Annotated in this window: 23 protein-coding genes; 9 read left to right on the top strand and 14 right to left on the bottom strand. The window is 68.3% G+C overall.

Annotated elements, in window-relative coordinates:
* Window positions 1–40: 40 nt before the first annotated feature.
* The 3 genes from QMG86_RS11115 to QMG86_RS11105 all read right to left on the bottom strand — a co-directional run bounded on the left by QMG86_RS11115 (window position 41) and on the right by QMG86_RS11105 (window position 3479).
* Entirely contained in the window at window positions 41–538 is a 498-nt protein-coding gene (locus tag QMG86_RS11115; protein ID WP_434085574.1) for a M15 family metallopeptidase, read from the bottom strand.
* A gap of 664 nt (window positions 539–1202) precedes the next feature.
* Complete coding sequence (locus QMG86_RS11110) at window positions 1203–1667, bottom strand: hypothetical protein (RefSeq protein WP_281879335.1); 465 nt, start codon at window positions 1665–1667, stop codon at window positions 1203–1205.
* A gap of 135 nt (window positions 1668–1802) precedes the next feature.
* Window positions 1803–3479 (bottom strand): fumarate hydratase, encoded by a 1677-nt coding sequence (locus QMG86_RS11105; protein WP_281879334.1) that lies wholly within the window; start codon window positions 3477–3479, stop codon window positions 1803–1805.
* 194 nt (window positions 3480–3673) lie between these two features.
* Between QMG86_RS11105 and QMG86_RS11100 the strand changes: the two genes are divergently transcribed.
* Window positions 3674–4144, top strand: coding sequence for a MarR family winged helix-turn-helix transcriptional regulator (locus QMG86_RS11100; protein ID WP_281879332.1), 471 nt, complete (start codon window positions 3674–3676; stop codon window positions 4142–4144).
* 4 nt (window positions 4145–4148) lie between these two features.
* On the opposite strand, the gene mftD is transcribed toward QMG86_RS11100, so the two are convergent.
* Together mftD and mftE are read right to left on the bottom strand one after the other, a co-directional pair.
* A complete protein-coding gene (mftD, locus tag QMG86_RS11095) occupies window positions 4149–5372 on the bottom strand; it encodes a pre-mycofactocin synthase MftD (protein ID WP_281879330.1) in 1224 nt (407 codons plus the stop codon).
* Window positions 5369–6070, bottom strand: a complete 702-nt coding sequence (gene mftE / locus QMG86_RS11090; protein ID WP_281879329.1) for a mycofactocin biosynthesis peptidyl-dipeptidase MftE — start codon at window positions 6068–6070, stop codon at window positions 5369–5371. Before mftE ends, mftD begins: the two co-directional genes overlap by 4 nt.
* Window positions 6071–6134: 64 nt before the next feature.
* Between mftE and mftR the strand changes: the two genes are divergently transcribed.
* The 6 genes from mftR (at window position 6135) to QMG86_RS11060 (ending at window position 11495) form a co-directional block, all read left to right on the top strand.
* Complete coding sequence (gene mftR / locus QMG86_RS11085) at window positions 6135–6731, top strand: mycofactocin system transcriptional regulator MftR (RefSeq protein ID WP_281879328.1); 597 nt, start codon at window positions 6135–6137, stop codon at window positions 6729–6731.
* Window positions 6732–6870: 139 nt separating this feature from the next.
* Window positions 6871–7776: an STAS domain-containing protein gene (locus QMG86_RS11080; protein WP_063018025.1), complete on the top strand. Its 906-nt coding sequence runs from the start codon at window positions 6871–6873 to the stop codon at window positions 7774–7776.
* A 13-nt stretch (window positions 7777–7789) separates the two neighbouring features.
* Window positions 7790–8179, top strand: a complete 390-nt coding sequence (locus QMG86_RS11075) for an STAS domain-containing protein (protein WP_039798459.1) — start codon at window positions 7790–7792, stop codon at window positions 8177–8179.
* Window positions 8169–8582: an ATP-binding protein gene (locus tag QMG86_RS11070; RefSeq protein ID WP_051020806.1), complete on the top strand. Its 414-nt coding sequence runs from the start codon at window positions 8169–8171 to the stop codon at window positions 8580–8582. Before QMG86_RS11075 ends, QMG86_RS11070 begins: the two co-directional genes overlap by 11 nt.
* Window positions 8575–9207 (top strand): SpoIIE family protein phosphatase, encoded by a 633-nt coding sequence (locus QMG86_RS11065; RefSeq protein ID WP_281879326.1) that lies wholly within the window; start codon window positions 8575–8577, stop codon window positions 9205–9207. The genes QMG86_RS11070 and QMG86_RS11065 overlap by 8 nt, the downstream gene beginning before the upstream one ends.
* A complete protein-coding gene (locus tag QMG86_RS11060) occupies window positions 9204–11495 on the top strand; it encodes a SpoIIE family protein phosphatase (protein ID WP_281879325.1) in 2292 nt (763 codons plus the stop codon). The genes QMG86_RS11065 and QMG86_RS11060 overlap by 4 nt, the downstream gene beginning before the upstream one ends.
* On the opposite strand, the gene QMG86_RS11055 is transcribed toward QMG86_RS11060, so the two are convergent.
* The 8 genes from QMG86_RS11055 to QMG86_RS11020 form a co-directional block, all read right to left on the bottom strand.
* Window positions 11440–12504, bottom strand: coding sequence for a DUF4185 domain-containing protein (locus QMG86_RS11055; protein WP_281879324.1), 1065 nt, complete (start codon window positions 12502–12504; stop codon window positions 11440–11442). The genes QMG86_RS11060 and QMG86_RS11055 overlap by 56 nt on opposite strands.
* A 334-nt stretch (window positions 12505–12838) precedes the next feature.
* Entirely contained in the window at window positions 12839–13846 is a 1008-nt protein-coding gene (locus QMG86_RS11050; protein WP_281879322.1) for a DNA topoisomerase IB, read from the bottom strand.
* Window positions 13847–14004: 158 nt separating this feature from the next.
* Window positions 14005–14715, bottom strand: a complete 711-nt coding sequence (locus QMG86_RS11045) for a DUF8020 domain-containing protein (RefSeq protein WP_281879320.1) — start codon at window positions 14713–14715, stop codon at window positions 14005–14007.
* Window positions 14716–14749: 34 nt separating this feature from the next.
* Window positions 14750–15127 (bottom strand): PepSY domain-containing protein, encoded by a 378-nt coding sequence (locus tag QMG86_RS11040; protein ID WP_281879318.1) that lies wholly within the window; start codon window positions 15125–15127, stop codon window positions 14750–14752.
* A 516-nt stretch (window positions 15128–15643) separates the two neighbouring features.
* A complete protein-coding gene (locus QMG86_RS11035) occupies window positions 15644–17956 on the bottom strand; it encodes an arylsulfatase (protein ID WP_281879316.1) in 2313 nt (770 codons plus the stop codon).
* A gap of 84 nt (window positions 17957–18040) precedes the next feature.
* Window positions 18041–19105, bottom strand: coding sequence for a TIGR03617 family F420-dependent LLM class oxidoreductase (locus QMG86_RS11030; protein WP_281879315.1), 1065 nt, complete (start codon window positions 19103–19105; stop codon window positions 18041–18043).
* 248 nt (window positions 19106–19353) lie between these two features.
* The gene (locus QMG86_RS11025) at window positions 19354–19899 is read right to left on the bottom strand and encodes a hypothetical protein (protein WP_281879314.1); all 546 of its coding nucleotides are present in this window, start codon (window positions 19897–19899) and stop codon (window positions 19354–19356) included.
* A 221-nt stretch (window positions 19900–20120) separates the two neighbouring features.
* Window positions 20121–21575, bottom strand: coding sequence for an APC family permease (locus QMG86_RS11020; protein WP_281879313.1), 1455 nt, complete (start codon window positions 21573–21575; stop codon window positions 20121–20123).
* 114 nt (window positions 21576–21689) lie between these two features.
* On the opposite strand from QMG86_RS11020, the gene QMG86_RS11015 reads away from it, so the two are divergent.
* Both QMG86_RS11015 and QMG86_RS11010 read left to right on the top strand, forming a co-directional pair.
* On the top strand, window positions 21690–22373 hold the full coding sequence (locus tag QMG86_RS11015) for a PAS and ANTAR domain-containing protein (RefSeq protein WP_281879311.1): 684 nt from the start codon (window positions 21690–21692) through the stop codon (window positions 22371–22373).
* 81 nt (window positions 22374–22454) lie between these two features.
* Entirely contained in the window at window positions 22455–22607 is a 153-nt protein-coding gene (locus QMG86_RS11010) for a hypothetical protein (RefSeq protein ID WP_281879309.1), read from the top strand.
* A gap of 260 nt (window positions 22608–22867) precedes the next feature.
* Here the strand turns inward: QMG86_RS11010 and QMG86_RS11005 are convergent, their stop codons facing one another.
* Complete coding sequence (locus QMG86_RS11005) at window positions 22868–23776, bottom strand: oxygenase MpaB family protein (protein ID WP_281879307.1); 909 nt, start codon at window positions 23774–23776, stop codon at window positions 22868–22870.
* Between the last annotated feature and the right edge of the window lie 178 nt (window positions 23777–23954).

The raw sequence follows: 23954 nt of genomic DNA, 5'->3' as shown, positions 1-23954 counted from the left end.
GGGCATCGCGGCGCGCGGCGTCCAGCAGACCTGCGGCGGATCAGCGCACACTCGCGTCCGGCGTCATCGGCGGGCAATCCGTGCCCGGCACGGTGGCCAACTCGAAATGCCACCATTCGTTCTCGAACATCCGGCACAGTCCCCACCGGTAGCCGTTCGCCTCGAGCCACCGAGCGCCCTGCTGCGGACCGACATCGATCGCGTCGCCGGAGACGTGGGTGGACTCCTCCGGCGGCAGCACCCAGCGGCGCGCGTCGTCGGGCCCGTAGGTCGCCACGCCGTCCTCCCACAGCGCCTGCTGCTCGGCGGGCGTCCGATATCCGGACGTGATGGACAAGGGCACCCCCTGGGCGTGCGCCTCCCGCTCGGCCAGGGTGTACGCCAACGCCAGCTTGGGATCGAGCCCCTCGGTCCCCGTCGCCGAGCCCACCGACTCCCGCTGCTCGATGGCGACGGCGGTGTCGGCCTGCGCCTGTCCCGCCCACGCGCCGGTCGCGACCAGCACCGGAAGCACCGTCACCGAAAGCCCTACCGCCACCCGACTCCGCACAGAATTCCCGAGCACCATGCGCCGATGCTATCGCCTCTGCCGGATATGCCCCGATCGGAGGCGCACGAAGAGGCACTCCACGGTGCGGCTCGGCCTTCCGCGCCCGGCAGCCGCATGCGGCTCACCTGCTCTCGGCGGCCACCCTCCGTTCCACAGGAGACACCGTCAACCATGTGGACAACATCCAGCGAATTCCACAGAAAACTCCACAGCTTGGGATAATGCGTATCTGATATGCCCGTTATGTGCCCAATAACAGTGAGATAGCTAATCTTTCGCCGCCGTGGAAAACCAGCTGTCCACAATCTATTCCAGTGTTGTGGATCACAAATAGACCTCCCCGGCTACCACTACCGAAATGCCGGGATCCATGGGGCTTTTGAACGGTTTGCGATTCATCGCCGGTGCGCCGTTCGCCGAGTTCGCCCGATATAGAAGTGTTTCCGGGGAGCGATGCATCCCTTTCGGGCTGTATGTCCCTCGTACCCACCTCGAGCGCGGTGCAGCAGTCAACCGCCGATCGGCTGCCCCACAGGCCACGAACGGCACTGGGCCGCATAGCAGTGCGGGCAGCCATCGGCTCATGCCGTCAGCTGCCCGCAGATCACGGTGGATGTTCAGAAGATCGGGCCCCTGGGACGAACCGCCCGAATCAGGCCCACGGTGGACCGTCCAGCACGCTGGACGGCAACGATGTCGCGGCCACCCGGACGCCACGGCGGTGAATCGACTCCGCCGCTTGCTTATTGCGCGCGATCCGCTCCAGGATCTCGCCGTCGTGCGCTCGCGCGTAGGCGAGCGCCAGCCGGATCTTGCTCGTATTCAGGTCCGACTTCGCGCTCAGCGCGGCGATCCGGCGTTCCACGGGTCCGTCCAGTTCCCGCAGGCGCGCAACGACTTCCCAGACCTCCGGTCCGGCAGACAGCGCCGCTCGGCGGTCGTGCAGCGGCCCTCGGAACACGATCCCGGGGTGATCGAGCTGATCGACGCCTTCGCGAATGAGCCGATCGAGCAGTGCGGTACTGCTGGTGCCCTCCCGGGCAGCGCGATCGGCCAGCCGGAGGGCGGCCGACTCGGTGATATACAACGCCGTCGGTACTGGCCTGGACGTGCTCATAGCTCTCCTCGACCTGCATCGGTGCCGGATCAACGATGTACTTCGCTAAGCGTGCCCGCTGCGACGACGCCGAGAACCCGGTGATCGGCAGGACATCGGTGTGTCCGCGTCCTGCCGCCTGCGGGTCGAGGTGAATCAGACGCGCTCTTTGGATCGGGTGCGCACGCGCAGCGCGATCGGCTTCTGCGTTTCGGCGAAGAAGTCGTTGCCCTTGTCGTCGACGACGATGAACGCCGGGAAGTCCTCGACCTCGATCTTCCAGACGGCTTCCATGCCCAGTTCGGGGTACTCGAGCACCTCGACGGACTTGATGCAGTCCAGTGCCAGCCGGGCGGCCGGTCCGCCGATCGAACCGAGGTAGAAGCCGCCGTGCTCCTTGCACGCCTTGGTGACCTGCGCGGACCGGTTGCCCTTGGCGAGCATCACGAACGAGCCGCCCGCGGCCTGGAACTGGTCGACATAGGAATCCATCCGGCCCGCGGTGGTCGGGCCGAAGGAACCGGACGCGTAGCCCTCCGGCGTCTTGGCCGGGCCCGCGTAGTAGACGGCCATGTCGCGCAGGTAGTCCGGCATCGGCTCGCCCGCGTCCAGTCGCTCCTTGATCTTGGCGTGCGCGATGTCCCGTGCGACGACCAGCGGACCGCTCAGCGAAAGCCTCGTCTTCACCGGGTATTTGGACAATTCGGCGCGGATCTCGTCCATCGGCCGGTTGAGGTCGATGCGCACGACGTCGCCGCCCAGGATGGCGTCGGTCTGCTCGGGCAGGTACTGCGCGGGCTCGCGCTCGAGCTGTTCCAGGAACACGCCCTCGGCGGTGATCTTGGCCAGTGCCTGCCGGTCCGCCGAGCAGGACACCGCGATGGCGACCGGGCAGCTCGCGCCGTGCCGGGGCAGGCGCACCACCCGCACGTCGTGGCAGAAGTACTTGCCGCCGAACTGCGCACCGATGCCGAAGGACTGGGTCAGCTTGAAGACCTCCTCCTCCAGCTCCAGATCCCGGAAGGCGTGCGCGGACAGCGATCCCTCGGTGGGCAGATTGTCCAGGTAGTGCGCGGACGCGTATTTCGCCGTCTTCAGGGCGAATTCGGCGCTGGTGCCGCCGATGACGACCGCGAGGTGGTAGGGCGGGCAGGCCGCGGTACCGAGCGAGCGGATCTTCTCGTCCAGGAACTCCAGCATGCGCGTGGGGTTCAGGATGGCCTTGGTCTCCTGGTACAGGAACGACTTGTTCGCCGAGCCGCCGCCCTTGGCCATGAACAGGAACTTGTAGGCGGGGTTCGCCGGGTCGCCCGCGGTGGAGTACAGCTCGACCTGCGCGGGCAGGTTGGAGCCGGTGTTCTTCTCCTCCCACATGGTGATCGGCGCCAGCTGCGAGTACCTCAGGTTCAGCTTGGTGTAGGCGTCGAACACCCCGCGGCTGATCCATTCCGCGTCGTCGACGCCGGTGAGCACGCCCTCGGACTTCTTCCCCATCACGATCGCCGTACCGGTGTCCTGGCACATCGGCAGAACGCCGCCGGCGGAGATGTTGACGTTCTTGAGCAGATCGAGCGCGACGAAGCGATCGTTGCCGCTGGACTCCGGGTCGTCGATGATCTTGCGCAACTGACCCAGATGTGCCGGGCGCAGGAAGTGACTGATGTCGTGCATCGCCGTTTCGGTGAGCAGCCGCAGCGCTTCCGGCTCTACCTGCAGGAAAGTGCGCCCGTTGTGCTCGAACGTGCTGACGCCCTCGGTCGTGAGCAGCCGATAGGGGGTGTCGTCCGCGCCGATCGGCAGCAGGTCTGAATAGCGGAAGTCCGGCGCGGTCACCAGTCGCACTCCTTTGGGTGGGCCCGAGCGCCGCGAACGGCCGGGCTGGTCACGAGCACAGCGAGCCTAGCCACCACCGCCGGGCCGCTCCGGGTTAGGCAACCCTATCTCGGACAGTTGCCCGGAAAAGGTTGCACGTTCAACCCCGGTGATGCTACCTCTCATTGGGACACGTCAGAGTTTGGAGCGCTATCGTGACCGATCCCCATTGGCTCGATGACGTCGAGATGCGCGCCTGGCTGGGTTTCGTGCGCACCCGCGACCTCATCGCCGCGGCGGTCGGGCGGGATTCCACCAGGGAGTCCAACCTCACCTACGTCGAATACTCGGTGCTGGCCTATCTGGCCGAGGCGCCCGACCACCGGCTCACCTTCGCCGACCTCGCGGCCAAGCTGGAGTGGTCGCAGAGCAGGTTGTCCCACCAGATCACCCGGATGGAGAAACGGGAGCTGGTCGTCCGCGAGCCGATCCCCGACGACGCCCGCCGCACGGCCGCCAAACTCACCCCGCGCGGCGCCGAGGTGCTGACCGGCGCCGCGCCCGCGCACGTGGAGAGCGTGCGCAGGCACATGATCGACATCCTCGATCGTCAGCAGCTGACCGCCCTGGCCGATATCTACGACACCTTGCTCGCACACCACCGGCGGGCGGCGGCCGAAAGCTGACCGCTCAGTTGTGCGAAGCCGCGTGATCGGCCGGAACGCTTGCCGCGGCGGCTGTTTCGGGCAATCCGAGCGCTCGCTCGAACCCGGCGGGCACCACCACGTCCGAGCGGTCCAGATCGGTGACGCGCGTCTTGCGCAGACCCAGCAGCGCCGAGTCGATGCCGCCACGCAGGATGTCCAGCACGTTCTCCACACCGGCCTGCCCGTTCGCGGCCAGCCCCCAGAGGTAGGCACGCCCGATCAGCACCGCCCGAGCGCCCAGCGCCACGGCCTTCACCACATCACTGCCCCGCCGGATGCCGCCGTCGAGCAGCACCTCGACCTGCGAGCCCACCGCGTCCGCCAGCACCGGCAGTGCCCGGATCGCGGCGGGGGTGCCGTCGAGATTGTTGCCGCCGTGGTTGGACACCGAGATCCCCGCCACACCCGCATCCACCGCGCGCAGCGCGTCGTCCACCCGCATGACGCCCTTGAGCAGCACGGGGCCTCCCCACTGCTCGCAGATCCACCGCACATCCGCCCAGTCCGGCGGGGGCGTGCCCATCCATTCGCCGTAGGCGCCGAAGAAGCCCGGCGCGGGCGCGTCGCCGATGGCCATGTTCGGCGCGGTCAGGTCCGGGATGCTGCCCGATCGCGCGTAGGTCGCCAGCCAGCGCGGACGCGCCAGGGTCTGCGGCGCGAACTTCAGCATGGTGCGCAGATCCAGCTTTTCCGGGATGACCGGGCTGCCCCAGTCCCGCCCATGCGAGAACGACCAGTCCAGTGTCAGGATCAACCCGACCGCGCCCGCCTCCTCGGCCCGGCGCATCCGCTCCAGGATCTCGTCCTTGCCGCCGCACCAGTACAGCTGGAAGAACGTCGCCGGATTGGCGGCGATCACCTCTTCGATCGGCTTGCTGGCGAACGAACTCAGGCCCATCGCGATGCCGCGGGCCGCGGCCGCCCGGGCGACGGCCACCTCGCCGTCGGGGTGCACCGCTTGCACACCGGTCGGCGAGATCAGCACCGGCATCGAAACCTGCTGTCCCAGTACGGTCGTGGACTGGTCGCGCTCGCCGATCGGCCCGGCCACGTGCGGCGCGAAACCGAGTTCGGTGAACGCCTGCTGATTGTCCTCGATGGTCTGGCCGCGCTCGGAGCCGGCGATCAACGCGCCGTACACCGATTTCGGCAGCCGCTTCTTCGCCCGCCGCTGCGCTTCGGCGACGGTCTCGAACCACGGGTTCATGTTCCGGTCCTTTCCGGGGAGTTCTCCGGCCACCAGAGCCGGGTTCGGTCGAGCAGGTCGGTGCTCAGGTGTTCGAGCAGGGCCGCGCCCTCGGCGGCGGTCGCGCCCGCCGGGTCGCCGAGCACGCCGTTGGCGCTCACCGCGCGCACTCCGCCGCGGCGCAGCAGCGGCAGCAGTTCGGCCAGCGGGCGGGTGTCCCCCGCCGCGGCGCGGTCGTCGCGCACGCGCGCGGGCGCCAGCGCCAGTTGCAGCGCCGTCTCCGACCGGCCCGCGTGCGGGTCGCCCTCGAAGCGCGGCAAGAACAGCCGCACGTCGCGTGACTCGGCGCGCAGCAGTTCCGTCGCCCGGCGCAGCGCTTCGATGTTGCCGCCGTGCCAGTTGACCAGCAGGACGCGGTCGAAGGTGTCGGTCGCCGAGCGGCACAGCTCGACCACCAGCAGTTCCAGCGCCGCCTGGCCGATCGACAGCGTGCCGGGGAAGCCGGCGTGCTCGCCGCTGGCGCCGTACGGAATCGCGGGCCCGACGAGCACGTCCGGTCGCGCCGCGGCCAGCCGGGCGCACAGCGCGGCGGCGACATCGGTGTCGGTGGACAGCGGCAGATGCGGGCCGTGCTGCTCGGTCGCCCCGACCGCCACGGCGAGGATCGCACCCGCGGTGGCGCGCGCGCCCGCCTCGGGCCAGGTGAGATCCGCCAACATGCGGCGAGATTATCGTCAGTCACTGACATAATCAATAGCGGCGGCGAACGAGCACAATCAGACGATGCTGGAGAACCGGCCCACGCGCGGCCGCCCACGGGGCACCACCAAGCGCGAACTCGAAGTGATCGCCATGCGGCTGTTCAGTGAACAGGGCTTCGACGAGACCACCGTCGATGAGATCGCCGCCGCCGCAGGAATCAGCGGACGCACCTTCTTCCGGTACTTCCCCACCAAGGCGGAGGTCCTGTGGTGGCAGTTCGACGACGAGGTCGCCGCCCTGCGCGCCGCGTTCGCGACGGCGCCGGACGACGTGCCGATGATGACCGCTGTGCGCCGAGTCGTGGTGAACGCCAACCGATATCGCGCCGAGGACGTTCCGGAACTGCGCACCCGGATGCAGCTGATCGCCACCGTCCCCGCGCTGGCCGCCACCGCGGGCGCGCACTACGACGCCTGGGAGCGCGCCGTGAGCGCGTTCGCGGCGAGCAGGCTCGGCGAACCGGAGGACGGGCTCATCCCGCTCGCCGTCGGGCGGACCACGCTGGCCGCGGCGCGCGCCGCGTTCGACGCCTGGCTGGCCCGCGCCGACGCGGATCTCACCGTGTATTTGGACGAGGCGCTCGCAGCGCTGGAACGCGGGTTCGATACGGTGCCGTAAGGTCCGTCACACCCGAACATCCGGCGAACAAGCGGTAGGTTTCGCCGGTGACGCGGGTGGGGTATGACTAGGCTCGGAATCGGCTAGCGCCGAACGCACGAAGATCCCGACTAACCCGTCGAAAGGGGCAGGAGTTTCCATGTCCGAGGTGTCCATGAGCCTTTCGGCGGATTCCCTGACCGCGGGACCGGTCGACAACCTGCTCCCGCAGCTGGTCGAGCACCTGCGCCAGAACCGCACCGCGCTGCGTGAGGAATGGGCCCGGCGCATCACCGACGCGCAACTGCTGACCGCGATGACGCCCGAAGAGATCTTCTCCGAGGCCACCTCGGTCTACGACAACTACGTCGAGGTGCTCGAGACCGGTAGCGTCGAGGCGCTGCAGGCCTACGCGCGCGACCTGTCCGAGCGCATCATTCCGCGCGGCGTCGAGACCGACGAGGTGCTCGGCATCGTGCTGCTGCTGCGCGACGTGCTGGCCCGGTCGCTGTTCGAGAAGTACCAGGCGGACTTCGAACTGCTCAACGCGGTGCTCGACGCCTACGAACCGGCCGCCAACCGCATCGCCAACACCGTGGGCGTGTCCTTCGTCCAAGAGCGCGAGCGCGTCATCCGCCAGCAGCAGGAAGCCATCCGCGAGCTGTCCACCCCGGTGCTCCAGGTGCGTGAGCAGCTGCTGATCCTTCCCATCATCGGCGTGCTGGACAGCCAGCGTGCCCGCCAGCTCACCGAGCAGCTGCTGCGCGCCATCCGGGCCAACCGCGCGAAGGTGGTCGTCATCGACATCACCGGTGTGCCGCAGATCGACTCCACCGTGGCCAACCACTTGGTGCAGACCGTCGACGCGTCCGGGCTGATGGGCGCGAACGTGATCATCACCGGCTTGTCCTCGGAGATCGCGCTCACCCTGGTCACCATCGGTCTGGATCTGTCGAAGATGAATGCGGTCGGCGACCTGCAAGGCGGAATCGAGGAGGCGGAACGGCTGCTGGGCTACGAGGTTTCTCGCGTCACCGAACGGGTGACCGAACGCGACGGCCGCTGATCAGGCGCGTCACATGCCGGTTCCGATTCTCAAACAGGGGACTTATCTCATCGCGTCGGTGCAGTCCGCGCTGACCGATGCCGATACCGAGCGCCTGCAGGACGACCTGATGAAGCAGGTCAGCAAGTATCGGGCGCACGGCATCATCGTCGATGTCACCGCCATCGACGTGATGGATTCGTTCGCCGCGAGATCGTTGCGTACCATCGCGCACATGACGCAGCTGCGCGGCGCCGAAACGGTGATCGTCGGTCTGCAACCGGAAGTCGCGTTCGCCATGGTGCAACTCGGGCTCACCTTCGAGGACATGCACACCGCCCTCGATCTGGAAGAGGGGCTCGCCTGGTTGGACCGCAAGATCCCAGCCCGTCGCCAGCGAGACGGTCGTGACAGTGGCCGCTGAGAACGTGGTGATCGCGGTCAGGGTGTCCGGGGACATCGTGACCGCACGTCAAGCCGGACGCGAACTGGCAGCAAAGCTCGGATTCACCCTGACCGACCGCACGATGATCTCCACGGCGATCTCCGAGATCGCCCGCAACATCACCAGTTACGCGGGCAGCGGCGAGATCCGCCTGCTCGTCGACGACCGCGAGGGTCGGCAAGCCCTGGTGGTGCAGGCCGAGGATCAGGGGCCCGGCATCATCGACATCGCCCGGGCGCTGGAGGACGGCTATTCCACCGGACGCGGGCTCGGGCTCGGCCTACCCGGCGCCCGGCGGTTGATGGACCGGCTGACCGTGGATTCGGCGCCGGGTCGCGGCACGCTGGTGGAGATGTGGAAGTGGGTACCGAACGGTGCATGACGACGGGTTCATCGGCCGGATCGAGTGGGCGGTGGCCGGTCGCGCACTGCCCGGTCAACAGGTCTCCGGTGACCGCGGCGTCGTCCTCGACACGGGCGGGGGCACCGTCCTGTTCGCGGTCCTGGACGGGCTCGGTCACGGCGCCGCCGCGGCGGACGCGGCCGATCGCGCCGCGCGGGTGCTGTCGGAGAACCGCGCCGAACCGCTGGACGTGCTGATGGTGCTGTGCCACCGCGCGATGGCCGACACCCGGGGGGCGGCGATCTCGCTCGCCCTGTTCGACGAGGGTGACACGGTGCGCTGGCTCGGCGTCGGCAATGTCGAATCCCAAGTGCTGACCGCGGGTCCCGCGGGCTTGCGGGTACACGCGACCGTCCTGTTGACCGCGGGCATCGTCGGCTATCGGCTCCCGCCGACGCTGCAGCCGCAGTCGGTCGCGGTCCGTCCCGGCGACCTGCTGCTGATGTCCACCGACGGCATCGTCACCGAGTCCACCGGCGACATCGATCTTTCCAAGTCCACCGCCGACATCACCGCCGAGATGCTCGCCCGGCACGCCAAGGACACCGACGACGCGCTGGTGCTCGCGGCGCGGCATCGCGGTGTGCGAGGGGCGGCCAGATGAGCGCCCTGCTGGCCGACTTCCTGGACGACTACGCCGACGCCCTACGGCGGCACCTGGATTCGCCCACCCAGGCCGGCCTCGCCGAGGGGTACGAGCTGGGCAGACGCGCCCTGGTCGAAGGCATCAGCCTGCTCGATCTCACCGAGAACCACTTCCGGGTGGTCCAGGACGCGGAGGAACAGCGCCAGAAGGCAGGTTCCGCCGAGGGCGGCGAATCCGGGGCCCGCCTGCCGGAGACCGCGCTGGAATTCCTGTTGCAGACCCTCGTCCCGCTGGACATCGCCACCCGCGGCTACCTCGATGGCACCCGCCGCTACGAGCAGCAACGTACTCGCGCCGACGATCTCGCCGGACGCGACGCCTTCCGCACGGCGCTGGTGGAATCGCTGCAAGACGGCTTCTTCGTCGCCGACGCGCAGGGCACCATCATCGAGGTCAACACCGCCTTCGGCGCCTTGACCGGCTACGGCGCCGCGGGTGTCCCCTATCCGCTACCGCATCCGTGGTCGAGCCCGGAGGGTCCGCGCTACCCCGACCTCGGCACCGAGGCACAGCGCTTCGTCATCCCGATCCGCCACCGCGACGGCCGGAATGTGTGGCTCGCGGTGAGCACCAGCGCGCTGATCAAGCCGGAGGACAACGAGCGGATCTTCGTCGGCACTCTCCGCGACATCACCGCCGAACACGACGCGCAGGCACGCGACCAGGCCGCTTCCCGGCTCGCCACCGCCGTCGGCGCGGCCACCAGCGTGGTCGAAGTGCTCGCCGTCGGGCTCGACGAGCTGCGCCGCACGGTGGGTGCGGAGACCGCGGTGGTGGCGGTGTGGCCGAGCCGCAACGCCATGCCGGAGGTGTACGTCTCCGGTGTGGGCGCCGACGGCGCGTCCCACGACGGCGCCGCCTCCCTCGACGACCGGTCGCGCGCACTGCTGGAACGGGCCAGGCGCAGACCGCCGCGCAGCCTGCTCGCGATTCCCGAAGCGGCCGAGAGCTCCGAGGGCATCGTCGCTCCGCTCGGCGAGACCGGCGACGCGGCGATGTGGTTGCGCTTCGCCGCGCCGCGGGCGATCAGCGCCGCGGACTGGACGCTGTTCTCCCTGCTGATCGGCCATCTCAGTCTCGCCGTTCAGCGCGCACGCAACTTCGACCAGGCCCGCGCCACCTCCCTGACCCTCCAGCGCGCCATGCTCGGCCCGATCGATCTGCCGCCGCGTTTCTCGGTGCACTACGAACCCGCGCTGCCGCCGCTGGAGATCGGCGGCGACTGGTACGACGTGGTGCCGCTGCGCGACGGCACCATCGGCGTGGTGGTCGGCGACTGCGTCGGCCGTGGTCTGTCCGCCGCGGTGGTGATGGGCCAGCTGCGAACCGCCGCCCGTGCGCTGCTGCTGCGCGGCGCGGGACCGGCGCAGCTGCTCGCCGAACTCGACACCGTCGCCGCGCGCATCCCCGGCGCCATGTGCACCACGGTCTGCGCCGCCGTTCTGGACCCGGTGCGCGGACTGGTCCGCTACAGCAACGCCGGTCACATGCCACCGATCCTCGCCGACGTCGGCAAGACCGGCCGGATGCTGGAAGGCGGACGCGCGGTGCCGCTGGCGACCTTCGATACGCCGCGCCGGCCGGAGGCGACGACGGCGCTGACGCCCGGTTCCACCCTGGTGCTGTTCACCGACGGCTTGGTCGAACAGCGCGGCGTCGACATCGACGAGGGGTTCGCCAAGATCGCCGCGGTCCTCGCCGACACTTCGGGGCGGCTGCCGCGCGAGGTGGCCGACGCGGTGCTCTCGCGTCTGCGCCCGGACGCGGGCTACGACGACGACGTGGCCATGGTGGTCTACCGCCAGCCGCCCGCGCCGCTGCGGCTGGACGTGCCCGCGCGCGCGGACGAGCTCGCGGCGCTGCGGCGCACGCTGAAGGGGTGGCTGGCCGCCGCGGCGGTGCCGCACGATCTGGCCGCCGATCTGGTCGCCGCGGCCAACGAAGCGTGCAGCAACAGCATCGAGCACGCCTACCGCAACGACGACAACGGCCGGGTGTCGATGTCGGCCACCTGCGATATCGACACCGTCGTCATCGTGGTCACCGACACCGGCGACTGGAAGCCCCGGGCGTCCGATCCCGGCTATCGCGGCCGTGGCATCGACATGATGCGCGCGCTGACCGAGCAACTCGACATCGACCACTCCGAAGCGGGCACGACCGTGCGGATGTCGGTGACGCTGCCCGCGATCACGTTCCCGGTGGCCAATCCGTTGCGTGGAACGAACCGCCGCGTGGCCGGCTGACGACCCGTGCCGCAGTGATCGGAGCGACGGGCCGGACCCCGTAGATCCGGAATTGCATGCCGCGATACGGCATACCGGATTCCGCCCATTCGCTGACGATCATGCAGAATGCGCCGTCGAATCTGCTGTCCGGGTGGACGTAGCAGCCATAGAGACGCGGCACGATATCCGGCCCGCCCGGTGCCCAGAAAGATCCCTTCACGGGACGGTAGGTAGGGGCGGTGCGCCAGTTGTCGGTGATTCTCGCGGCGACCTTGACGAAAGCACCGTATGCCCCGGCGTCGAAACCGGACATCACCCAATTTCCCTGCACCCGCCGCAATCCGATCTCGCCGAGCTTGGTGCCGTCGGCCAGGATGCCGAAACGCGGATCGCTGCCGGGATCGCGGCCCCATCCCCAGTCCCAGCCGTTCCACCCCCATCCCTGCCAGGCCGCCGGATCGGTGAGTGCGGTATGACTCTCCCGCACCCGCCACAGCAGCATGTTCTTGTTGCGGGCGAGTCCGCCGGTGGAGATGACGTAGACGAAGCCGTCGCCGCCGCGTTCCCAGGAGATCATGGTGCGTTTTCCACCGTAGGCGCTGGTCGACCACCGGACCGCGGTATCGGTCCAGCTCTCTCCGTTGTCGTCGGAATAACGGATCTCGCACCAGCGCTCGTTCGCCAATCCCTGGGTGACCATCACCCACAGATAGATTCGGCCGCCGATGGTGAGCGCGTCACAAGGCAGGATCGTGGAGTACTCCGGATTGTCGTGCACGTAGTCCCAGAGTTGCCGAGCGCCCCGTGCGGCCGAGCCGAATTCGATGGGCGTGGACATGTCGTGGGTACCGCTGCGCAGCAGCATCGGGGAACGCCAATTCGGGCCACCCACTCTCGGTTCGGTCCCGGAGAATGTGTCGCCGAGAAGGTATCCGATTTCGCCACTCGGCATTCGGAAGGGAATGAAGAGATCCGAGCCGCCGATGTCGGCCATGGGGAGCGGGTTCAGATTCTTGATCTTGGGCATCGCCGGATCCTGTCGATTCTCGGAGCGTCGCTACCAGATCGGCTCCTAGGGATCACCGCGCAGTGCGGAGACGTTGCTCGTTCAGTATCAGGCGTCGATGGCTGTGCCGTTGCTGGTTCGGGTGAACGAATGCAGGCGAAAATGGGGAAACCGACTGCACAGCTTGTGTTTCGGCAGATGAGCACGGCTGAATGCCAGGACACGGCCGGTGCCCGAACTCCGCCGCGGGGTGCGGCATCGGATGTGCACGATGTTCGCCGCCAATGCCCCTCGCGCCGGTGCGGTCACATAGCCGACGGCACCTTCCGGTGCGCATCGGGACCGACCGGTGTCGTCACATCCGGCGGAGCATACGAATTACGGCGCTGTCGATGATCGCCCGCTCCGCATCGGCCGACTCGGCCCGCTTCGCGCGCCGCAGTGCCGCGGCGACGGTCGTGCCGTTCTCGAATGCCGTCACGACCCGTGGGTCGACATACGACGCCTGGGCGACCGCAGGGGTGTTGCCGAGGGCGGCGGCGACCTCGTCCATGACCTCCCGCACCGCGGTCCTGCGCGCCCGGCGACCGGCCGGACGTTCGATCGAACCGAACGCGGCCGCCGCGAGGACGGTGGCCTGCCAGGTGCGCAAGTCTTTGACGCTGCACTCGCAGGCGGCGAGTTCGCGGAAGCGCGAGTTGATGTCGTCGGCGCGCAGTTCGCCGTAACGGCTGCCGTCCCGGTACACCAAGAGCCGATCGGAATCCGCTTTGCTGCGCAGCAGCGATCGAACCGCTTTGGCCAGCAGCGCATCTCGGACGCTCACGCGGCGCCGGATGCCGCCCTTGGCGAGATAGTCGAAAAGCATTCGATCCCCGGACACCTCGACCTGCTCACGCAGCAGCGTCGCGACTCCCCGGGTGCCGTGCTCCTCGGCGTACTCCTCGCCTCCGACTCGGAACACTCCGCGATCGACCAGGTCGACGGCCACCGCCTCCACCCGCGGCCGGGTCAGGCCGCGCAACGCGAGGTCTTCCCGCACCTGGGCGCGGATCTCCGGCAAGCGCCCGGCCAGGGCCAAAACCCGGTCGAACTTCTCCTCGTCGCGCTCTTTGCGCCACTGCTCGTGGTACAGGTACTGGCGCCGCCCCGCGGCATCGACGCCGACGGCCTGGATGTGACCGTTGTCGTGCGGGCAGATCCACACCTTGCGCCAGGCCGGTGGGATCGCCAGCCCGCGGATGCGCTCCAACGTCTCGTCGTCGCGCACGGGTGCGCCGTCCGCGGTGCGGTAGCTGAATCCGCGCCCGCGCCGGACGCGCTCGACTCCGCCGTCGTACGGTCGGCTACGGCGCAGTCGCATTCAGTCACCGCCGGTGACCGCGACCCGGTCGCCACGCGGTCGCTCGTGTTCTGTACTCACATCACTTAGCTGCCCCGTGCCGCACCGGCGAAACAACCCGAGCCGCCAGGACCCGGCAGTTCACCTGGCGGCACGCTGGGCGAGAGCCCACCGGTAAGCTATTTGGCCGGCGGGACGAAGGGCTGATTGATCGTGGTGAAGTACTGCACCAGCGCGGCGACGGCCACGGGTGCGGTGACGAAGAGTTGACCGGCGAGCGTGCCCAGTGCGCCCACGGCCAGGATGCCGCCCAGGCAGCCGACGGCGGCGGCCGGGATGAACGGACCGAACATGCCGACGATCGTGGCGGCGGCGACCGTGGCGCCTGCGATGCCGCCCAGCACGCAACCGACCAGGCCGCCACCGAGGCCGCCGACGACGGTGCCGATCGCGGCGCCGCTGGCGATGGTGTCCTTGAGCCGGGTGAAGGCCGCGACTTCACGCTCGTACGGCGTTCGCCAATGCGCCGAGTCTTCGAACGGCAGAGCGACCGGGCGGTACTGGGCGTGGGCGATGTCGAAGCGCGGTGTGAGCGTAGCCGTCCGGCCGCTGATATCGGCCGCGATGGGGAAGACGAAGTCGTCGACCCGGAATTCGAGGGGCGTGCCCGCGAGTACGGTGCCGTCGGTCGCCTCGATCGCGAATATCCCGTTCTCGGCCCGCATCGAGCCCGAGTCGATCCGGACGACGACGTTCTCGGCGGAGGTGGTGGCGGTGTAATTGACGACTTCCGCACCGGCATCCTGCGGTGCGGCGCCTGCATTGCCGGCCGTGATGCCGGTCAGCGCGACAGCGAGCGTCGATATCGTGGCGATCTTGCGCAGATTCATGTCTCCGGAAACCTTGACCTTCGTTGTGTCGCTGTCAGTCCTGGCGCACGGTGCCCAGCACGGCCCCGCTGGTCGCGTCGATCGTCACCTCGTGCTCCACGCCGTCGGGTGTCCGGAGTTCGACCTCCCACACCGTCGTCCTTCCCTCGTCGTCGAGTTCGGCGGAGACCACGGTGCTCCCCGGCACAGCTTCGCGCGCTTTGTCGCCTGCTTGCTCCCTGCCGATCGCGGGCGCCGCGGTGAGGGTCCACTCGTGGTCCGGCACAGCGGCGGCGACGGCCTGCCGGGCGGGCGATTGCGGACTCGCGGCGGCGTACAGCGCCACGGGGCCACCGACGAGAAGAGCGGCGGCAGCGGCGGCAGCGAGCAGTCCGCGCCGGCCGGACAGGGTACGGCGAAGAGTGGCTTTCATTGCGAAACCTCCTGTGGGAATTGTGCTCTCGAAGTTGCAGATCACCTTCGCAGCAGGGGGCTTAAGGCAGCCTGAAGGCGCCTGAAATCCGCTTCAGGAATAGCGAATTGCGATTTCTCCCGCCATCGAAGGGCCTTCGGAGTTAAGGTCGGTCACGGGTCGGGGTTTCCGGGGGTTTTCACATCGTCTCCGTCGGTCAGTCCCGACGCTGCCCGCGCCGGCCGTGCCCGCTGCTCGGCTGTCGCCGAGGCGCGAGGGTGGGTGCGCTCGATCCCCTCCGACTGCACCCACCTTCCCGGATGACGCCCGGCGATGTCGTCGGTTGCGGCCGGAGCCCAGGTGGTGTCGAGCCCGCTGACGCTCGCGGCGCTCCTCGACCCTGCCCGGGCGCGAAGCCGCCGGCCGACGCGATCGCGGCCTACGAGCGGGTCATGCTCCCCGGATTCGACGCCATCGACCATTCGCTGCGCGCGGCCGGACAGATGTTCGGCGACGCATGCTGATCGGTAATTGGAATCATTCGGCGATGAATTCCGCCTCGCGCTCCACCGCCTCGATGGCCGGTCGCGGCACCCGAACCGGGCCCGGCGTGTACGTGATCGCGCGCAGCGCGCCGGTGTAGCGGAATGTGCCGCGGCGTTCCCGCAGATTCCAGGCCACCGGGCCGCGGGCGTCGACGCCGACGGAGATCCCGGTCCACGGCGACATGCCGACCAGCTGCACCTGATCGAGCAGCCGCGCGACGGGGGCGCCGTCGATCTCGAGAGTGAAATCCCACCGCAGCCGGGGTCGCACGGTGGCGCGCACAGTGATCTCCCGCAGGCGGGCCGGGAGGGGTGGTGTCGTCACGCTGTCGTAGCGGCCGTAGCTGTTGAGGCCGAAGGTCGCCCGGCCGTCCTCGACGTAGAGGACATAGCCACCCAGCGGATCACCGTGTGCGACCAGAACGCCTTCGTCAGCGGCGGCGTAGCCGGCGAGTTCCGCCTCGATGGCGAAGTCCCGATAGGCGATCAGTCGCTGGGAGCGATACCGTTCCAAGGTCGGCGTGCCGGGCAGCAGCCGGACGGGAGCCGAGAATCGTTCTTCTTCGGGCCGCCGCCGCGCCAGATCCTGACGGGTCATCAGCGGGAACACCGTATTCGCCCAGGCGGATTCGTCCCAGGCGGCGGCCAGTTCCGCGACCTTCTCCGGGAACCGCTCGGCGAGGTCGTGCAACTCCGTCGGATCGGTGCGGACGTCGAACAACTGCCACTTCGGCTCATCGATGTCGGTCCCCGGCTCGTACAGCGACAGCAGCTTCCATCCGTCGCGATAGAAGCCCCGGTTGCCGACCATCTCCGAGTACTGCTCGGTGTGCGCGGACACCGCCCGCGGATCACGCAGCGTCCGCACCGCCGAGACGCCGTCGAAATCCTTGGCGGGCAGACCGTTGCGCACACTCGGCCGCGGCAATCCGGCCAGCTCCAGCAATGTCGGCGCGAGATCGGTGACATAGGTGTACTCGTGCCGGATACCGTCGTCGCCCGCGTCGCGCGGCAGCCCTTTCGGCCAGGAGATCACGAACGGCACGCGCACACCGCCTGCGAAGGTTTGCCCTTTGTAGAAACGGAACGGCGTGTTCGACGCCTGGCCCCACCCGCGCGGATAGTGCACGCCCAGCTTCGCGGTGCCGATCAACTCCTCGTCGTGCGGGACGTCGCCGATCCACTCGGGATCCGTGATGTGGGCGAACTCCGCGAAATAGGTGCGGGTGCCCTCCGGCCCGCCCTCGGCGGTGCCGCCGTTGTCCGAGGTGAACACCACGATGGTGTTGTCGAGTTCGCCGAGTTGCTCGAGCGTGTCGACGATGCGTCCCAGGCTCTGATCGATACTGTCCACCATGCCCGCGTACACCTCCATATACCGGGCGAAGCGGCGCTGCTGCGCGGGGGTCAGCGAATCCCACTCCGCAGCCTCGTAACCCGGTTCGGTGTTGCGTGGTTTCTGCTGCGTACCGGCGGGGAAAAGGCCCTGGCCGAGTTGCGCGGCGAATCGGCTGCGGCGCAGTTCGTCCCATCCCTTCGCGTAGCGGCCGCGGTACTTGGCCAGGTCCGCGGGTTTCGCCTGCAGGGGGCCGTGCATAGCCACGTGGGCGAAGTACAGGAAGAACGGTTTGGCGGCGTCGTGCGCGCGGAGATCCTTGATATAGGCGATGGCCTTGTCGGTCAGGTCGTCGGTCAGGTAATACCCCGGCGGATACTCCTCGATGTCGACGACCGAGGAGTCCGAGATCAGCTGATTCGGGTAGTAGAAGGAGTTCAGCCCCTCGAGCGAGCCGTAGTAGCGGTCGAACCCACGCTGGGTGGGCCAGGAGTCCCGGTGGGCGGCGGGGTTCATCGTGGCGTCGCGCACCAGGTGCCACTTGCCGACCGCGTAGGTGGCGTAACCGTTGCCGCGCAGGATCTCCGGCAGGGTCAGCACGTCGTCCGCGAGTTCCAGGCGCAGACCGGGATAGCCGGGGTCGGCGTTGGCGACGAAGCCGAACCCGGCGCGGTGGGCGTTGATCCCGGTGAGCAGCGACGCGCGCGACGGCGAGCACAGCGGGGTGGTGTGGTAGTTGGTCAGCCGAAGACCGTCGGCGGCCAGCCGGTCCAGTGTCGGCGTCTCGATCTCCGAGCCGAACGGGCCGATGTCGCTGTATCCCATGTCGTCGATCAGCACCACGACGATGTTCGGAGCGCCCTCGGGGGCGGTGGGCGGGAAGCGCCAATCCGGCGTCGAATCGGCCGTGGTGCGACCGACGGAGCCGCCGAAGTCCTCGTAGCCGCGAGCATGGGGTGGAACAGGCATCTGTGCAGTCAAACCAGCTGCTCCCCCGCTCACCACTCTTTCGCGCACCCTGCGCCGAACGAGTGACCGCGTGGTCCGGTGTTGCTAGCTTCGCGGTCGAGCTTCGCCACTGCGCACCCCGACCGGCGCGGTGGCGTCCCGGCGCTCGCGCAACGCGTCCACCAACTCGGCGACATCCGCCGCGTCCGGTGTGTAGCCGGGAAAATAGCAGCACACCTCCTCGATACCGGCGCCGAAGCGGGTGGTGATCTGCGCCGCGCACTCTTCGGGAGTTCCGGCCACTCCGATCCTGCGGACCATCTCGTCGGTCACCAGCGCCCGCATCTCGGCGAATCCGCCCGCCTTGGACAACGCGTTGAGCCGGGAGTGCACCTGCGCCCATCCCTCGACCTCCAGGACCGGACGATAGGCGGGGGTGGACCCGTAGAACGCGATCAGCGCGCTCACCCCGTCGATCGCGGCGGCCAAAGCTTCCTCGGTGCGTCCGAGTGCGACCATGACCTGAGCGATCACCGGGAAATCGTCCGCGGTCCGGCCGGAACGGCGCAGACCCTCGGTGAGCGCGGGCAGCGTGCGCTCGGTGAAGTGGCGCGCGCTGTTGAACGGCATCACCAGCAGCCCGTCGGCGACCTCAGCGGCCTTGCGGGTCATCACCGGTCCGAGCGCGCCCATCAGCACCGGCGGCGGCCCGAACGGGTTCGGGCCGGGATCGAAGGTGGGCGGCATCAGGGTGTGCGTGAAGTACTTGCCACGAAAGTTCAATGGCGCCCGGCCTTCCCACGCGGCGAGGATCTCCCGCACCGCCGCCACGCTCTCCGCGGTGCGCTCCGCGGGCGCACCCCACGTGCTGCCGTAGCGCTTCTCGATGTGGGCGCGGATCTGCGAGCCCAACCCCAGCCGGAACCGCCCCTCGCTGTATACCTGCAGGTCGTAGGCCGCGTGCGCGAGATGCATCGGGCTGCGCGGCCCGGCGATCGCCACGTTCGTCATCAACTCCAGGGACGTCGCACCGGCCGCGACGACGAGCGGGAAGAACACGTCGTGCGGACCCTCGAAGGTGAACAGGCCGTCGGCCCCGGTTTCGGCCAGTTCCCGCGCGTCGGTCGCGACCTGCCGCGGCGCTCCGGTGACCTGCAGATGGACCTTCACATCGACCTCCGTCGGCCCTCGGTGCGTCACGCCTTCCGCGACGCGACCTCATCGTATGGACAGCGCTCCGTGCACATGTCCGGTACGACCGGATTGTCTCTCGCGCGTCCGGCGGATCCGATGCCCGCCCAGCACTTCGGATCACCGCCGACCCGGAGGGGCGAACCTCGCACAAGTCCTCGTTCGCCCTCGGCAGCCGGTCCGGCGCCGAGGGCCAGCCGTGGCGCGGCGGTGACCCGACCGTGAACTCACATGCCGAGGAGCCGGTTCTCGCGCACGGTGACGACGACCACGATGTCGCCGTAGGGAGCCGCGCCCATGGCCAATCGGTGGGTCAGCCGAGCCAAGCCGACCCGTTTTCCATATTTGACCCGCATACCGGTTCGCACCTGGTCGAACAGCGGCCCGGTCCGCAGCAATTCGGCGGTGCCTTGATGCTGGCGCGACCCGAGGGCCGGCTCGCCCCGCCAGTCCGCGGCTTGCACGATGACCCGCCGGTCGCCGTCCAGATGCCGAGCTTCGCTCGAATGCGACGAGATCCGGAAGGCCAGACGCCCGTGACCGACCGGCAATACCAGGTGCGGCACGGTGTTCCAGCGCCCTCCGGCCTGCGGCTGCGGATATGTCACCAATACCGTGTCCGCGTCCCACCACAGCATCCCCGGGTGCCATTCGCTGGGACGGTCCGGTACGGCGAGACCGCGGGGCGCCGCCGCGCGTGTACTGTCGTGCCGCGGGGTGGGGCCGTGGACTTCCCTGCCGAGCGAAGAGACGCCGTGCGCGGGGTATGTCATTGCGTGGAACCTCCAGGGACAGTTGCTACTTCGGGGAATACCGATTCGATCTCCGTACTGCGATCGGCGCAGCGGCGCCGTGGGTCCGGCAGCCGGTGGCACACCCGGATACCGTTCTTCTCGGGAGAAAATCTAACTAAGTTGTCATAGATTTTGTGTACCACCGGGCTAAGAGCGGTGCAAGGACATGGTCGTGTCGCCGCGCAATGGAGAGCGAATCGTCATGCTCCGCGCCCGGCCGGGAAAGCACCGCGACGGTGCGGCTCCGAAAGACGGGCGCGCACCGCGTTCGCGGCCGCGAACAGCACTCCGACGCCGATCAGGATCGAACCGCGCAGCCATACCTCCGCGTCGATCCGGGTGAACAGGAACAGGCAGGAGGCCAGACCCAGCCACGGCGCCACGACGGGCACGCGGAAATGCTCCGCTTCGTGCGGCTCGCGCCGCAGGATCAGCACCGACACGTTGACCGCCGTGAAGACGACCAGCAACAACAGCACCAACGTCTCGGCCAGTGCGGCCACCTCACCGGTCAGTGCGAGCAGTAGCGACACGAGCGCTGTCACGACGATCGCCACCCACGGCGTCCGGCGGCCCGGCAAGACCCGGCCCAGCGCCCGCGGCAGCAGTCCCTCGCGAGCCATGCCGTAGGCCAGCCGCGAGGACATGATGCCGGTGAGCAGGGCTCCGTTCGCCACGGCCACCAAGGCGACCACCGCGAACAACTCGTCCGGAACGCCTCCGGCCGCGCGCACCACTTCCAGGAGCGGACCGCTCGAGTTCGCCAGCCGATCGGTGGGCACCACCGCACCGGCCGCCAACCCGATGAGCAGATACACGCCACCGGCAGTGAGCAGCGCCCCGAAGAGCGCTCGCGGATAGGACCTGCGCGGCTCGGTGACTTCCTCCGCCAGATTCACCGAGGTCTCGAACCCGACGAAGGAGTAGAAGGCCAAGACGGCGCCCGCGAGGGTCGCGCCGACAACGCCGCGCTCCGCTGTCCCCACCTCGGTGAGCCGGCCCGGGTCGGCGTCTCCCCGGAAAACCACCCACGCTCCGAGCCCGATGACCACGACCAGCCCGCCGACTTCGACGAGTGTCGCGGCTACGTTGGCGCGTAGCGACTCCTTGATCCCGTAGACGTTGAGCGACGCCAGCGTAGTGAGGAACACCACGACGACGACCGCGGTCGGCAACGTCACCAAGGCGCGCAGGTAGTCCGCGGCGAAAGCCCTGCTCAACGCCGCCACCGACACGACACCGGCGGCCAGCATGCAGAAACCCACGAGCGATCCGGCCGCGGGTCCCAGCGCGCGGCCCGCGTAGTGTGCCGAGCCGCCGGCCTTCGGGTACTTGGTCGCCAACTCGGCATAGGAGCCCGCGGTGAGGCAGGCGAGACCGAGCGCCACCAGCAGCGGCAACCAGACCGCGCCGCCGGACTCCCCCGCGATGGACCCGACCAGCACGTAGACGCCCGCGCCCAGGATGTCGCCGAGGATGAAGAAATACAGCAGGGGCGTGCTGACCGCCCGTCGCAGAGAATCCACCACGAAGCGGCGAATACCCCGGTGATCGGCGCCGAAGCCGTCGGCGACGACCGAGAACCGGCTGCCGAAGACGATGCGCGCGAAGCCGAAGGCGGCCGCTGGGCAGCGTCGGGCCGTTGCCGCGGACACCGCTCCCGGCGCGATGTTCGCAGTGGGAGCGGGAGGGCGGCTCGGTGAGGCGGTTCACGACCCGCCGGTGCGGTACTGGCGCATACCGGCCCGGCGGCGGGGAATGCAGAGGCCGTGAACGACAATGCGCCATCGGGACCGGCGCCCACGGTCCCACTCTCGAAGCGGACCGGAAGTTTCCAGTTCTGGTTCGCCGATCAACGCTGGGAATGGTCGCACGAGGTCGCGGCCCTGCATGGTTACGCGCCGGGCGAGGTGACGCCGACGACGGAATTGCTGTTGGCGCACAAACATCCCGATGATCGGGCCGAGGTCGCCGACACCCTGGCCACGGCGGTGCGGACCGGGCTGCCTTTCAGCGGCCGCCACCGCATCATCGATACCGCGGGGGTGGTGCACCACGTGCTGGTGGTGAGCGACCAGCTGCGTGATTCCACCGGTGCGGTGGTCGGCACGGCGGGCTTCTATATCGATGTCACCGATACCGTCGATGAGGAACGCCAGGAAATCATCGACGAGACGCTGCCGGAAATGGTCGCCGCTCGGGAAGTGATCGAGCAGGCGAAGGGCGCTCTGATGCTCGTGTACGGGATCTCGGCCGATCAAGCGTTTCGTGTGCTGATTTGGCGGTCTCAAGAAACGAACACGAAATTGCGTGTCCTGGCCGAGGAACTGGTGGCGGCGCTGATCGATTTCGGCGGCGCCGGAGTGCACACGCGCACCCGCTTCGACCACGTACTGCTCACTTTGCGCGAACGTCGCCGTCGACCGGCCGCACTGGAGCCCTCGATGCCATGACCAGGGTGATGGCGACGAAGCGGATGAAGTGTGAAGTGGACCCCTGCGGGTAGATCGAAGCGACAACGAAAGGGGTTTGTCATGGCACGCGAGAAAGACAGGGACGACGAGAGGACCGGCGAGCCCAAGGGAGGCAGGCCGGGCCCGACCGATCAAGACCGCCACGGCGGAATGGCGACTCGGGAGATCGCTCCGGAACTGACCACCGACGAGGCGCAGGAACCGCCGGACTGATTCGTTCGGCCGCTCCTCCGGCACGAGAACGGGTGGTCCACAAGACAGGCGGCTCGACAGCGTAGGGGACATGGGCCCCGGATCGTTCGAAAGCCACGTGAACCAACCGAGCCCCGAACCGGTCTGCATCGGTTCGGGGCTCGCTCGGGGGTATTCGTGCCTGTCCACCGATCGCTCGGTAGCTTGACGAGACGAATGTACCGGGTACCGCGCGAAATCGCCAAATCCCGCAGTGGCCGAACGGTTTGACGAGCAACTGTTCAGATGAGGTTTTTCTGCTTCCGGATGCGCCGTCGCAGGTCGACCATCAGCGCGTGCGATCCGCCGTGGCGGACGAAGCGCGGAATGAAGCGGTTGACGAAGGAGACGAACACGAAAAGATGCTCGAAACGCCGCTGGTCGGCGGCGGTCCACTCGACCCGGAGTTGTTCCCGGAAGATCGGGGCCAGGAATCCGATGGTGAGGAATCGGAGCAGGTTCCGGAAAGGCAGCCGCAGGTACCAGTGGATCATACGAAGCTCCAGCAAGGCTTCGAGATAGCCTCGGACGTAGTCGTCCAGCACGACTTGCTCGCAGGCGGCGTTCCAATATTCATCGAATTCGGCCCGGGTGGCGGGCCACATGTCCTCGGTTACCTGCAGGGTCGTGCCCAGCGTGGAGGAGGAGGTGTAGAACGCCTCGGCCTGCGCGTCGTTCATTCTTCCGTGCAGCAGCTGATAGGTGTCTTCGAACCCGATGTACAGGCAGGCGGCGACCCACAATTGGAGATTACGGTCGAAGGCGTTGTACTTGACCGGAGCGCCCGGGGCCGAATGCACCTGCCGGTGCGCCACATTCACCGCCTCGCGATATGCCTTGCGCTCTTCGTCGGTGCCGAGGATGGCGACCGCGAGATATTGCGTGGTCGTCCGCGCGCGTTTCCACGGATGCTTCATCAGCGAGCCCGATTCCACCTTGCTCTCGGCCACACCGTAACCGACGCCGGGCCGGGCCATCTGCATGACCACGTTCGCCGCGGCGCCGGCGAAGGACCAGAAATCCAGGGCGTCGGTCAATTTGATCGGCCGCTTGGTAAACGGCCGATGCGTGACGCTGATACCGATGCGGGTGCGATCCTTCGTCAGCGGTGTTCCGTGGTCGTGATCGGGTTGATGAGCGACTGCGGTCATCGGGATGTCCTTCCATCTGCGTTCACACGTCGCACGACGAGGGGAATCGGCCGGGTCGACGTCAGCCGGACGCCGCCGTGCCCGGACTCCTACGTTCGATGACCGGGTGGGCCACCTCGGACTTATGTTACCGAATATTCTACCCGACTCGACGAGCCTAACAAGGCTCTACCTGGGT

This window comes from Nocardia sputorum (assembly GCF_027924405.1).
Taxonomy (GTDB): domain Bacteria; phylum Actinomycetota; class Actinomycetes; order Mycobacteriales; family Mycobacteriaceae; genus Nocardia; species Nocardia sputorum.
The sequence above is the reverse complement of the archived record's forward strand: the minus strand, read 5'-3'. Positions and strand labels throughout refer to the sequence as shown.